Origin of the sequence: Streptomyces sp. NPDC005551 (assembly GCF_042871785.1) — a bacterium.
Lineage (GTDB): Bacteria > Actinomycetota > Actinomycetes > Streptomycetales > Streptomycetaceae > Streptomyces.
This window is the reverse complement of the sequence record NZ_JBIAJE010000003.1, coordinates 256,241-268,997: the sequence shown is the minus strand read 5'-3', so window position 1 is coordinate 268,997 and position 12,757 is coordinate 256,241. Positions and strand designations below refer to the sequence as shown.

Sequence of the window (12,757 nt, the reverse complement as noted above, 5' to 3'; positions counted from 1 at the left end):
CCTGTGTCGTCGGGCTGGTGAGACCTTAATCGATCTGCTGCCCGAGGGCGGAAACGGGGACTGTGACATGGCCACTGAGGTGACGGCGACGAGGGTGCAGGTGCGGCGAGGCCTCTCGTTCCTGCGGATCGCGATCGCTCTGCAGACTTTGACCATCTTCCTCCAGGCGGTCTCGGCCGGGCTCCTGCTGACCTCGTCGGTGGGTGAGACGCTGCACGGTGTCGGCGCCCGCGTGATGTACGGGGCGTCGATGCTGTACGTGCTGGCCGCGGTGCTGGCATGGAAGCCGGGCGGCGGCCCGGCCCGGCCCATCGGGCACGCGTCGGTTTTCCTCGTGCTCGCCTCGGTGCAGGTCGTGCTCGGCATCGCACACGTCCCCTCGGTCCATCTTCCTCTGGGTGTGCTGATGTTCGGCTTGAGCATGCTGGCGCTGGGTGCGGCACTCAGGCCGGCAACCGGGGCTCGTGGGCGGTAGGGACTGCCGTTTGGATCAGGCCGGCCGTGAAGAACGGTCGGCCCGGCCGACCCGAGCGGGGTCTGGTGCGTGCAGCTGCAAGGGGGAAGGGGGAGTCGTCCGGCCGGGGCGAATCGAGTTCCACGGGGACGTCGAGACGCCACAGGCGCGGACCGCTCTTCGTGGCGTTCCGTGCGGCCCGTCCACGCCAGATGCCCGCGTCCCGGACGAGCCGGTTCAGCGAGCCCTTGGCCGGCTTCGCCTCAGATCAGACCGTTCTCGCGGGCGTAGAGCGCGGCCTGGGTCCGGTCGCGCAGGCCCAGCCGGCTCAGCATGCGTGATATGTGGTTCTTCACGGTGCCCTCGCTCAAGTAGAGCCGGGTGGCGATCTCCTTGTTCGTGGCGCCCGCGGAGATGAGCCGGAGCACCTCCGTCTCCCGGGGCGTCAGCACGTCCGGGGTGGGGACGCCGGCAGCCAGCGCCGCGACGACCCCCTGATCGAACTGAGCGACGCCCGCATGCGCCAGACGGACCGCCTGGGCGAGTTGCACCGCGGGCAGGTTCTTCAGCAGATAGCCGACCGCTCCCGCCTTCAGCGCCTGACCCACGTACTCGTCGTCCTTGAAGGTCGTCAGCATCACGACCCGGCACCCGGGCAGCCGCCGGCGAAGCAGCGCCGCGGCAGCCACCCCGTCCATGCCCGGCATCCGGATGTCCATCAGCACCACATCGGGGCAGCACCGCACGGCTTCCTCCACGGCCTCGGCGCCGTCCCGCGCGCTGCCCACCACCTCGATACCCGGCTGGATGCCGAGCAAAGCCGCGATGCCCTCGCGGACAAGATCCTGGTCGTCGACCACGAGGACACGTACGTCCGGCGCCCCCGGCAAGGGCTCGCTCACCACGGGGCCTTCACCCTGAGGGTGGTGCCCGCGTCCGAACTCTCCAGAACCACGGTCCCGCCGGCCGACCCGACCCGCTCCCGCAGCCCGGTCAGGCCGAAGCCTTCCCGCGCGCCGTCCAGTCCCCTTCCGTTGTCCGTGACGCACAGGCGCGCGCCCTGGCCGTCGTAGTGGACCGTCACGCCGATCTCTGTTGCGCCCGAATGCCGGCAAGCGTTGGTGAGCCCTTCCTGGGCCGCCCGGTACAGCACCAGCAGCGGCCTTCGCTCGGTGCCCGACACCTCCAGGGAGATCCGGCGACCGCCACCACCCAGGTGGTGGACGAGATCGGCCAGCGCCTGTGAGAGACCGACCGGTTGGGACTCCGCCCGCGCACCGAGGGTGTGCACGGAGACCCGGACCTCCTCAAGGGCCCTGTTCGCGGACCAGCGGGCATGCGACACGGCCTGCGCGGAGGACGCCGGATCGAGCGCGGCGAACGCCTCTGCCTTCTCCAACTGGATGCCGATCGCCGTCAGATGGTGTCCGAGGCTGTCATGGATCTCGCGGGCCAGCCGATTGCGCTCGCGGGCCGCCGACAACTGCGCCACCTGCGCGAGTGTGCTCTCCAGCCGCTCACGGGCCTGCTGCTCCCGCGCGGCCACCGCCGCCGTCACCAGCGCCAGTACGATTCCCAGGGCGAACATCACGAGGTCGCCGATGTACTCGGCGCGTACCTCCCAGCCCGGGACCCACAGCGTGAACGCGCCCGCCAGCAGGACCACACAGCCGGCGCCCAGCGCCACCCCGGCGGCCGGCCCGAACGCGAAGAACCCCAGGAACGGGATCAGCACGAACAACACCCGCGAGAGCCCGGAGGTGTCGGCAACCGCCACCGCGCACAGCAGAGCGGCCCTGAGGACGAACACAGCGCCCACCGGGCACCGCCACACTCGCCCGTCGAGGATCGCCAGCGCGCAGAGCAGCGCCGCGAAAGCGGCCGTGCGCCCGCCGAGGGCAGAACTGACCGCGGCGTAGTAAAGCCCCCCTGCGAGCACCACTCCGTACAGGAGGGCGGAAATCCAGGGCACGGGACGCGGCATCGGTCCTCCTCGGCAGTTCCATGCACACGTGGGGTCTCGGCAGCGTACGCGGGCGCGGCGGCGCATCCGCACCAGGTGTGGAAGACGCTGCGAAGTGTGGCCGAAGGTCATGTGCCTTCCGGAGGAGCGCCTCCCTGCCTTCTCGTACTTCTCCGGGGTGACCTGCGCTTCCTAGATTTCTCGGCGTCACCACTCAGAGACGAGGACTTATGCACCTGCGCACCGTGGCCGTCGTGTCCCTGCTGACGGCACCGTTCCTTGCTGTTCCGGCGGCCGCCGCCCGGACCGGCCCCGCCGACCTACGGGTCCCCGGCGCCGAGTACACCGTCACCGCCAACCTCCCCGATCTGACCACCACGGGTACACGCCCCACCGGGCACACCGATCCGGCCGACTGGGCAGGCCTGGAAGCCCCGGGGACCAAGACCCCGTCCGGGGTCCCCGGCGTCCAGATCGACGGCTATTTCCCCGACACCTCGACCACCAACACCAACCACGGATGGAATCACGACAGCCAGTTCGTGATCCGGCTGCCCGACGACTGGAACGGAGGGCTCGTCGTCGCGGGGCCGCCGGGACTGCGCGAGCAGTACGCCAATGACCGCATCATCAGCGATCAGGTCCTGGCGAAGGGCTATGCCTACGCGGCCACCGACAAGGGGAACACCGGCCCCGAGATCTACCAGGACGGTGAACGTCCCGGGGACGCCATCCGGGAATGGCACCGCAGAGTCACCCAGCTCACGGTCGCTGCCAAGAAGGTCGCGGATCAGCACTACGGCCGAGCGCCGCGTCGCACGTACGCGGCCGGACTCTCCGCAGGTGGATATCTCGTCCGCTGGCAGCTCGAACACCGACCCGACCTCTACACCGGCGGACTCGACTGGAACGCCCTCACCTTCACCGCTGACGGGGGCCTGCTCGCCACGCTCCCCCCGGCTCTGCGCGCCTACCCGCGCTTCAAGGAAGGCGACCGCTCCGCCCACGCCGCCATGCTCGCCGCAGGCTATCCCGAGGGTTCCGAGCGCCAGTGGGACTGGCACCACAAAAATCAGTGGGATCTCCTCCAGCGGGTGATCCGCGAGGAACTCGACCCGGGCTACGACGGGCCCGTCCAGGCGGGCGCCCCCCTCTGCCCTGAAGGCACCGGAGCCGGCTGCGACACCGATTACGACTTCGCCTCCCGGCCCCGCGCGGTGCACGAGGCGGTGAAACGGATCGCGCTCACCGGCGACATCCGGCGTCCGCTCATCAGCATCCAGGGCGACCTCGACGCTCTCACCCCGCCGGCCGCCTTCGGTGACGTCTACCACCGCATGGTCGCCGACGCGGGGCGTGCCCGCCTGCACCGCTACATCACCGTCCCCGGCGGCGCGCACACCGATGGCCTCGTCCCCCTCGACCGGGACCGCCTGCGTCCGATGCTCGGCGACTTCACCGCGGCTCTGAGCGAACTCGAAGCGTCGACGCGCCGCTCCTGACCACCAAGCCGCTTTGGTGGAACGGGTGGAACCCGGTGACCTGGGGATCAGACACCGGGGCTCGCAGGGCGCGCGCGTCAGCCCGCCGCCACCGCCGGTAGCGACTGCGAAGATCAAGGCATGGTGACCGCGATCCCGGCCCTCGGCCAGGTCCAGAAGGTCCTGGACCGCGCGCCGGTCGCGATCACGATTATCCCGCGCACCCACTGTCGCGACGGAGCCACCGAACGTACACTGCCAGATCGCAGACATGCGGGCGTAGTTGACCGGGGGGAGCCGCCATGTCAGGTGATCAGTACGGGACGACGCACGGATTCGTGGTCCCTCCGATGCCGTCCGCCCCACCGCCCGCTCCCGCGGATCCCCTGCGGGCCGTGGCGGTGGCGCTGCTCAACTGCAGCGGCCTGGGGCTCGGTTACGTGCTCGTGCGCCGCCGGCTCCTCGCGGCGGTGTGCTGCGCCGCGACCGGCATCCTGCTGTTCGTCGCACTGCCGGCCGACCCGGACGGCGTCTCCGGCACCGCTCTGACCACCTACGTGGTGTTCCTCGTGCTCGCGGCAGTCCACGGCGGGATCGTGGGGCTGCGCACCCGGCTTGCGTGGCCGCCCCGGGCTCCCCTCGCGATCGGGCTCGGCCTGCTGCTTCTCGCCGTCCCGGCCGGCGGTGTCGTGCTGTACGACGGTGCGCGTGACGAAGCCACCGAGCAGATGCTCCTCGACCGGCTGGAGCGGGCCGACCGCCTCGTCCGGGCCGCCGAGGGCAAACCGTTCACCGGGGCCGAGTCCGACTTCCGTGACGCGTGGCGCGTCTACAGCGACCTGCTGGACGACCACCCCGGCTCCCGGGCCGCGGATCGCGTACCGGACAGCATGAGGACCTACTACACGACGGTCGGCGCCGCCTACGAGGACAAGAAGTACTGCGACGCCATCCCGTCCCTCACCTACCTGCGCACGGTGTCCCGGTCCACGGACAAGGAGGTTCTCGGGTCACTGGCCACCTGGCCCGACGACCGCCTGGCCACCTCCCTGTACGAGTGCGGATCGGACGGCCTGGCCGAGGGCGACGCCGCCTGGCCGACCCGCTTCGGTGAACTTTTCACCGCCTTCCCGGAGTCGGAGCAGGCGGCGAAGGTCGAACCGGCCGTCGGTTCCGCGGTCGACAGGGCGGTCAAGGACGTACGCGGCGACGAACCCTGCGCCGCCGTCGAGCGGTTGAAGGCGCTCAGCTCCCAGGTCGCGGGTCTGAAGGGGGAGGAGGCCGGCGCCGGCCAGGCACTCGCCGAGGATGTCGGCCGGGCCGACAGAAGCGCCGACTCGGGTGCGTACGACTGCGGAGTGGACCAGTACAAGGACGGTGACTTCGCGGAAGCGGTCACCACCATGAACGACTTCGCCGACGAAAACGAGGGGCACAAGAACCGGGCGCGCGCCCGGAAGATCGCCATAGCCGCGGAGATCGCGCAGACGATTCCCGCGGCGGGCAAGCGCCTGCCGACGACGGCTTCAGGCGGGAGCATCTCCGTCACGCTCAAGAACGACAGCCCGGACGAGATCACCGTCCTGTTCACCGGACCGGTGACGGGCAGCGTCACGCTCAAGGGCTGCGGCAGCTGCACCGCCTACGCCACGTCGAGCACGCTCGCACGGGGATTCAAGCCCTGCAGCGACAGCGGCAAGAAGTACCCGCAACGCACGATCAGCCTGCCCGTCGGCACGACGTACTTCCTGCACAAGCCGAAGTCCGGCATCTCCGGTACGACCCCCGCCTCGGACACGGCCAAGCTGTCGTCCGGCTACGTCTACACCGAGTGCGCCTACACGACGAAGGGCTTCGGTCTGGGCAGCTGAGCGTCGGCGCGGCCGGCGCGCCTGCTCACGTCCTGGGCGCGGGCACCTCGGCGGCCGGATCGCCGGCGGGCGCGTCCGTGTCCGCGGGCGGTGTGCCGGGCGCTTCGGAAGCGGCGCCTGGCAGGCGGAGCGACGCGGCGGTGTCCCTGAGCCGTTCGAAGGTCTTGGTCAGCCCGCGGAACGGGGAACCCTCGGGCCTGCGGGGCCTTCCGACGGCGGGCACGCCCCCGGGCGCGTCCTGGACGGCGGCCAGTGCCTCATGGGCGAGTTCCGCGGCTTCCCGGTACAGGTCGCGGGACTTGGTCATGGCGTCCAGCGCTTCGGCGTACGTGGCCACGAGGGCACGGGCGTGGGCCAGTTCCTCCTCGACCGTCATCAGGTGCCACTGTTCGCGCAGCTCGGACACCGCGGCCGAGGCGTCGGCGAGCAGGGGTCTGGGCAGCGCGGCGAAGCGTGTCACCTTGTCGATGAGCTCGGAGGGCCGCGACCCGTCCAGGAAGACGCTCCGCACGGTGAAGTCGTCGTCCTCGTAGCCGGGCCTCGGCGGTGTCCCGGGCAGCACGACGGCGCCGCCGCGCGGAACCCGTACGCCCAGGTCGTAGAGCGCCCAGTTGACGATCTGGTACTGGTCGGGCGCCGCGCGGTGCTCCACGACCCGGTGCCGCAGGCTGGGCGGCAGCAGCCGTGCCAGCGGCCGGTGACCGCGCTCGTCGGTGGTCATCGCCTCGTGGACGACGACGTGGATGCTCCAGGTGTGGCGCGCGGCGGTGGTGAGCAGGCGCCGCAGCGCCTTGTCCTCGGCCGGCAGCGGATTGATGTCCCGGAACCGCGGTCCGGGGACGACGTCGTGGTCCCAGGGCACATCGGTGTCCTCGGGCCAGAACATGGTGGCGGGTGACGGCATGTGCAGGTCCCAGGGCTGCTCCGCCTCGGCCACGAGGGACCAGGTGTACTCGTCGTCGCTGCCGTCGACGGCGTCGACCGTCAGCCGGGCGCGCACGGTGACGGCGTCGAGGACCTGCCAGCGCGCCTCGAAGACGCGGCGGTCCGCGCCGTCACCGGTGGCGTCGAGTTCCAGGTGGTCCTGGATCACCTGGTTGCTCTTCTGCTCGCGCAGACGCCGTCGGACGACCTCGTCCGCGCCGGGGCCGACGTAACGCCCGCGTGCCAGCCACACGGTGTCGGGGACCGAGGCGCGGACGGTGGAGGACTTAGCCATGAATCACTCTGCAGGTGGGGGACGGCGGGCGTCTCCCAGTATGGGCCGTGCCGGCCGCGGAGCCGGGGGAGGGGTGCGTGGTCCTTCGCTCGCGTCGTGAGCGAGTTCGTCCGCCGGCCGGTGCGCGCCTGCCGGGCAGGGGCGGTGCCGCGCCCGCGTACCGGCACGGAATCGCCGTGACGTGGCCCGGCGAGCCGGCCGTCCGTGACCCCGGCGGGGATCACGAGGGCCCGGCTCGCCGTACCGCGCGGTGCGGTTCCTACGCGCCGCTGGCGTCGAGCATCCCGTCCCGCTCGACGATCTTCACGCGCTCGCGGCCCTGGGGTTCGCCGAGCGCCTTTTCCGCGGCGTCCAGCCGGTACCAGCCGTCCCAGGTGGTGTAGCGGACGTTGCGCTCGGCGAGGAACGCCTCGACCGCTTCCGGTGCCGGGGAGACGGGCGTGAGCAGGCGGTCGTTCGCGTGGTCGTCGAGCAGGCTGGCGACGGTCTCGTTCGCGTCGCCCTTGGTGTGCCCGATGAGTCCGATGGGCCCCCGGCGGATCCATCCGGTGACGTAGGTGGACCGGAGGTGCTCGCCGGTGGCCTCGATGACCCGGCCCGCCCGGTCGGGGACGGTGCCGGTGCCGAGGTCCCAGGGGAGCTTGGGCAACTGGTCGGAGAGGTAGCCGACGGCGCGGTAGACGGCGGTGACGTCCCAGTCCTTGTGGACTCCGGTGCCCTTGACGTTGCCGGTGCCGTCGAGCTCGGTGCGCTCGGTGCGCAGCCCGGTGACGCGGCCGTCCTCGCCGAGGATCTCGGTGGGCGACTCGAAGAAGTGCAGGAACAGCTTGTGCGGCCGGTCGCCGACGTCGCGGATCGCCCAGTTCTCCAGGGTCTTGGCGACCATGTCGGCCTGCTTGTTGCCGCGCCGGGTGGCGATCGAGCCGTCGTCGTAGTCGATGTCCTCGGGGTCGACGATGACCTCGATGGTGGGGGAGTGGTCCAGTTCCCGCAGCTCCATGGGGCTGAACTTGGCCTGTGCCGGGCCGCGGCGTCCGAAGACGTGGATCTCGCGGGCCGGGTTGGCCTTCAGACCGTCGTAGACGTTCGGCGGGATCTCGGTCGGGAGGAGTTCGTCCGCCGTCTTGGCCAGGATGCGGGCGACGTCGAGTGCGACGTTCCCGACGCCGAGGACGGCGACCTTCTCCGCGTTCAGGGGCCAGCTGCGGGGGACGTCCGGGTGGCCGTCGTACCAGGAGACGAAGTCCGCCGCGCCGTACGAGCCGTCGAGGTCGATTCCCGGGATGTCGAGCGCCCGGTCCGCCGTCGCGCCCGTGGAGAAGACGACGGCGTCGTAGAAGGCGCGCAGGTCGTCGAGGTCGATGTCCCGCGGATAGTCGACATTGCCGAAGAGACGTATCTGCGGCTTGTCGAGCACCTGGTGCAGGGCGGTGATGATGCCCTTGATCCGGGGGTGGTCGGGCGCGACGCCGTAGCGGATCAGGCCGAAGGGGGCCGGCATCCGCTCGAAGAGGTCGATGGAAACCCCGGGGTCGCCGGCCGCTTCCGATTTCAGCAACGCATCGGCGGCGTAGATACCGGCGGGACCGGCTCCGACGATGGCTACCCGCAGAGGGCGCGGCATGATCAGGTTCCCTTCGAGCGACGACAGGCTGGCTCGTCGGGAAGCCTAAACTGAGGCAATCCTAACTTGGTACGCGGGTCCGGTTGATGACGTCATAAGGCCGCCTTATGAGTGCGGCTCCGGAGCCCGGTCCGTCTCCAGTTCCCGCTTCAGATTGCGCAGTGTCCGGTCGATGTTGCCGACCTGGAAGGCGGCGAAGGTCTTTCCGCCGGTCACGGCGAAGTCGAAGGCGTTGGCCAGGAGGGTCGGCCAGGAGCGCCGGTCGTCCGTCCAGGACTCGGTCACCCTCGTGGCGTCCCCCTGCTCGGTGAACCGGTACTCCCAGGTGGCGATCGGCGCGCGCAGCCGGGGGCGCTTGAGGCCGATAGCGTGGACGCGGAAGGCGAACCGGCGGCCGGGCTCGGCCGCGATCACGGTGCATCGGGTCGTCCACCGGAACGGGCCGCGCTTGTTGTGACCCTCGAAGACCAGGCCGACCTGCGCCGGTTCGTCCGGCCGCGGCACGGTCGCGCCGAGGTTCTCGGGGCTCCACCGCCCCATCCGGGCCGGGCGGGCGATCTCCGCGTACACCGACGACGGTGACGCCTTCACGAGGATGCTGCGCGTCACGGTGAGTGTGCGTGGCATGCGGGAGTCCTCTCCTCGTCGCTCAACCTACTCGCCAGTAGGGGCAGTGTCATGGGTCGCGCGGGTTCCTGCCGCCTGTACGTGGTTGACGCAAGGAATAGTTACCGTGCCGTAACTTACTGACCAGTTACCCCCGGTAAGGGGTCGGTGCTAGCTTCCGCTCACCTGCATCGGAGCAGAGCGAGGAGTAACCGTGAGCCGCATGAGCACCCGGTCGCGTCCCATCGTCGGCGAAGCCGGCGACCAGCCGGCCCCGCACCGGACGGCCGCGATCGTCCGCGGGCAAAGACCCCACCGCACACGGCTGTTGGCCGTCATGGTGGCCGCGACGGCCTGTCTGGGCGTACCCGCCCTGCCGGCCTCCGCCGCCACCGGGACGGAGTCCGTCGTCTCCCGCGGGGTGACCATCCCCGCCTTCTACGACCCGCCGGCCCAGCTGCCCGCCGCCAACGGCACCCTCATCCGCCAGGAACCCCTTCCCCTGGGGCTGAGCCTCCCCGGTCTGGACGGCCGCCCGTTGCCCGGCACGGCGACCAGGCTGATGTACAAGTCCACCGACTCGAACGGGCAGCCCGTCGCCGTGACCGGCGCCTACATCGAACCGTCGGCCGCCTGGAAGGGCGGCGGACCCCGCCCGCTGGTGGCGCTCGCCTCGGGCACCATGGGGCAGGGCGACCAGTGCGCGCCCTCGATGGCACTGCAGTATCCGCTGACCCTGCGGGGCGAGACCGTCTCGATCGCCTACGAGGACCTGGCGATCTACAAGCTCCTGTCCACCGGGGCGGCGGTGGTCGTCACCGACTACGTCGGCCTCGGCGCGACCGACCGACTCCACACCTACGTCAACCGCCTCGACCAGGGCCACGCACTCCTGGACGCGGCCCGCGCGGCCCACACCGTGCCCGGCGCCTCGATCACGCCCGACTCACGCGTCGGCCTGTACGGCTACAGCCAGGGCGGCGGGGCGAGTGCCGCGGCCGCCGAACTGCAGTCCCTCTACGCCCCCGACGTGAAGATCGCCGGCACCTACGCCGGCGCCCCGCCCGCCGACCTGACCGCGACCATGAAGGGCATTGACGGCAGCGCCCTGGCCGGCGCGCTCGGCTGGTCCATCAACGGCTTCGCCCAGTCGGACCCCGACCTGCGGGCCGTCGTCGAAGCCAACATCAACGCCACCGGCAGAGCCGCACTCAAGGACCTGTCGACCATGTGCGTCGGCGACGCGATCTTCGGCTACGGCTTCGCCAGGAGCACCAAGTGGACCACCGGCGGCACGTCCATCGCCGACGTCATCGCGGCCGAGCCCAAGGCGCAGGCCGCGCTCGACAAGCAGCGCATCGGCACCCTCCGGCCCACCGGTCCGGTGCGGGTGGCGACCGGCACCCAGGACGACATCGTCCCGCACGCGCAGGCACGCCAACTGGCCGTGGACTGGTGCCGCAAGGGCGGCAACGTCACCTACGATGCCGTCGACCTGCCGAACCTCGGTGACAAGCTGATCACCAACCACCTGGTTCCCCTCATCACCGACCAGGGCGACGCGGTGTCGTGGCTGACCGACCGCCTCGCCGGCAAGCCGGTCACGTCCAACTGCTGGTCGATGCCTCTCCAGCACTGACCGCCCCGGCACACCCGCCGCGCCCGCCGCGCCCGCCGCGCGGTGGGCGCGGCCGTTTCACTCCGCGGGGCAGTAGCGTGCGGGTCACCGTCGGGGGACAGAAGGGAGGCGGCGGTACGGCCGGCACGGAGAGGGCCGTCGGCGGGTAACCGGGGGCCGGGTCCGCACCGATGGAGAAGGCGTCAATGCACCAGCGCGACCGGCGTGCCCTGCCCGAACGGGCGGCCCCCGAAGGCCGCCGTCAGGACCGCACCGAGCGCGAACACGTCCGCCGCTCCGTCCACGGCGCGCCCCTCGGCCTGCTCCGGCGCGAGGAACCCGGGAGTGCCCATGCCGGTGCACCGAGCCGGCGCACGGCCGGCCCGTCCATCGGCCCGTACGCGGTGAGATGCTCTGCGAGCGTCGGGCCGGGGATGCAGGCGGTGGTCGGCCACGGCAGTGCTGCGTCGGGATACGGTGGGGCGGCCGAACCGATCGTCCCTCCCGGCCGACCGTGCGGCTCAACGGGACCGTCGGGTCACGCGGCGGCGTGGAAGAGCGCCGCCGCCTCACCGCGCGAACCGACACCCAGCTTCGTCAGGATGTTGGCGACGTGGAACTTCACCGTCGACTCGCTGATGTGCAGCTCCTGCGCGATCACCCGGTTGCGGTGCCCGAGTGCCAGCCTCCTCAGCACTTCCAGCTCCCGCTCGCCCAGCGAGGTCAGCGGATGCGCCACCGGGTCCTGCGGCACGCGCAGCGGGATGGTCGCCGTGACCGTCGTACCCCAGCCCGGCACGGCGTCGACGTCCAGGCGGCCGTCCAGCACGTCGAGGCGGTCCACGACCCGGCCGGGTCCGAGGGCGCAGTGCGACAGGGTGCCGGGCCCGTCGTCACGTACGGTCGCGCGCAGTTCGTCCTCGGTGACCTGCCATCCGACGTGAACCCGCTGCACCGCGTCCTGCTCCAGCACCTTCATGAGCACCGCACGCACGACCGCCCTCGCGGTGTGGGCCACGTCGGCCGCCAGTGGCTTCGTGGCCTGCGGCGGGCCCAGTTCCAGGCGGACCGGGCCGTAGCGCACGAGCGGCCGCAGGGAGTCGGCGAGCCGCGCGAACGCCTGGTCGGCGGGCTCCTCGGCCATCTCCCGGTCCCGTTCGGCCCGCGCCCTCAGCTCGACCATGCCCGTGACGGCCAGCTCGGTGGCGGCGGCGCGGGCGGCCGCGTCGTCGAGCGTGCGGCTGCGCAGCACCGCCAGCAGCCCGGTGAGCGCCGCGGCGTGCGCCTCGCCCAGTTCGGCGATCACCTGCCCGCGTGTCCCGGCAGCGGTACGGGAGCGGGCCAGCGCGCCCGGCACTGCCTCCGCCGCCAGCCGGTCGAAGTGGCTGGTCACCACGTCCCACAGCGCCTGGACGACCGCGAGGACGTCCGTGTCGAGCACGGTGTCGTCCTCCCGCACCAGCAGCAGGACCGCGCCCCGCGGCGTCGCGTCGCTGCGCACCGCGAGCACCGGATGCTCCGCGCCTGCGAGCGGGAGCACGCCCTGCCAGGGACGGCCTGCGACACCGGTGTCGAGCAGTGGCAGCAGGTCGGCGACGGTGAGCCGGGCCACGACGGTCTCGTCGCCGTGGGTTTTGAACGGCGAGTGCGCGCAGTGGGTGGACAGCTCGGCGGCCGCGCGGTGCGGGACCGCCTCGGCGAGAACCGAGGACAGCCGCGGCAGGATCTCGCCTAGGGGCCGGCGGATCACGTCGTAGGCGGCGGTCAGGGCGGGCACGGAGCCGGTCAGTTCCATGCGCTCCAGCGTAGTGAGCCGCCCGGCGGTACCCCCTGTCCTTTCGGACAGGTGCGACTGTCCCGAAGACGGGCCCCTGCCGTCCGCCCCGCCGCCGAGGCTTGAGCCGGCGACGGGGCCGTCGAG

The 12,757-nt window shown here is 71.5% G+C and carries 11 protein-coding genes; 4 read left to right on the top strand and 7 right to left on the bottom strand.

Annotated elements, in window-relative coordinates:
* Positions 1-67 precede the first annotated feature (67 nt).
* Complete coding sequence (locus ACFYP4_RS09465; RefSeq protein WP_358851825.1) at positions 68-475, top strand: hypothetical protein; 408 nt, start codon at positions 68-70, stop codon at positions 473-475.
* A 242-nt stretch (positions 476-717) separates the two neighbouring features.
* Here the strand turns inward: ACFYP4_RS09465 and ACFYP4_RS09460 are convergent, their stop codons facing one another.
* Both ACFYP4_RS09460 and ACFYP4_RS09455 read right to left on the bottom strand, forming a co-directional pair.
* The gene (locus ACFYP4_RS09460) at positions 718-1,356 is read right to left on the bottom strand and encodes a response regulator (RefSeq protein ID WP_388784277.1); all 639 of its coding nucleotides are present in this window, start codon (positions 1,354-1,356) and stop codon (positions 718-720) included.
* Entirely contained in the window at positions 1,353-2,438 is a 1,086-nt protein-coding gene (locus tag ACFYP4_RS09455; RefSeq protein WP_388784274.1) for a sensor histidine kinase, read from the bottom strand. Before ACFYP4_RS09455 ends, ACFYP4_RS09460 begins: the two co-directional genes overlap by 4 nt.
* A 209-nt stretch (positions 2,439-2,647) precedes the next feature.
* Here ACFYP4_RS09455 and ACFYP4_RS09450 point away from each other — a divergent pair, with 209 nt between their 5' ends.
* The gene (locus ACFYP4_RS09450; RefSeq protein WP_388784271.1) at positions 2,648-3,919 is read left to right on the top strand and encodes a tannase/feruloyl esterase family alpha/beta hydrolase; all 1,272 of its coding nucleotides are present in this window, start codon (positions 2,648-2,650) and stop codon (positions 3,917-3,919) included.
* 281 nt (positions 3,920-4,200) lie between these two features.
* A complete protein-coding gene (locus tag ACFYP4_RS09445; RefSeq protein WP_388784268.1) occupies positions 4,201-5,769 on the top strand; it encodes a hypothetical protein in 1,569 nt (522 codons plus the stop codon).
* A 25-nt stretch (positions 5,770-5,794) separates the two neighbouring features.
* Here the strand turns inward: ACFYP4_RS09445 and ACFYP4_RS09440 are convergent, their stop codons facing one another.
* The 3 genes from ACFYP4_RS09440 to ACFYP4_RS09430 form a co-directional block, all read right to left on the bottom strand.
* Entirely contained in the window at positions 5,795-6,988 is a 1,194-nt protein-coding gene (locus ACFYP4_RS09440) for a hypothetical protein (RefSeq protein WP_388784265.1), read from the bottom strand.
* Positions 6,989-7,247: 259 nt separating this feature from the next.
* Positions 7,248-8,612, bottom strand: coding sequence for an FAD-dependent oxidoreductase (locus tag ACFYP4_RS09435; protein WP_358851819.1), 1,365 nt, complete (start codon positions 8,610-8,612; stop codon positions 7,248-7,250).
* A 105-nt stretch (positions 8,613-8,717) separates the two neighbouring features.
* Complete coding sequence (locus ACFYP4_RS09430) at positions 8,718-9,239, bottom strand: SRPBCC family protein (protein ID WP_388784262.1); 522 nt, start codon at positions 9,237-9,239, stop codon at positions 8,718-8,720.
* Between the two features lie 316 nt (positions 9,240-9,555).
* Between ACFYP4_RS09430 and ACFYP4_RS09425 the strand changes: the two genes are divergently transcribed.
* Positions 9,556-10,857: a lipase family protein gene (locus ACFYP4_RS09425; RefSeq protein ID WP_358851857.1), complete on the top strand. Its 1,302-nt coding sequence runs from the start codon at positions 9,556-9,558 to the stop codon at positions 10,855-10,857.
* A 182-nt stretch (positions 10,858-11,039) separates the two neighbouring features.
* On the opposite strand, the gene ACFYP4_RS09420 is transcribed toward ACFYP4_RS09425, so the two are convergent.
* The gene (locus ACFYP4_RS09420; RefSeq protein ID WP_358851817.1) at positions 11,040-11,189 is read right to left on the bottom strand and encodes a hypothetical protein; all 150 of its coding nucleotides are present in this window, start codon (positions 11,187-11,189) and stop codon (positions 11,040-11,042) included.
* 185 nt (positions 11,190-11,374) lie between these two features.
* On the bottom strand, positions 11,375-12,631 hold the full coding sequence (locus tag ACFYP4_RS09415) for a LuxR C-terminal-related transcriptional regulator (RefSeq protein ID WP_388784258.1): 1,257 nt from the start codon (positions 12,629-12,631) through the stop codon (positions 11,375-11,377).
* Positions 12,632-12,757: the final 126 nt, after the last annotated feature.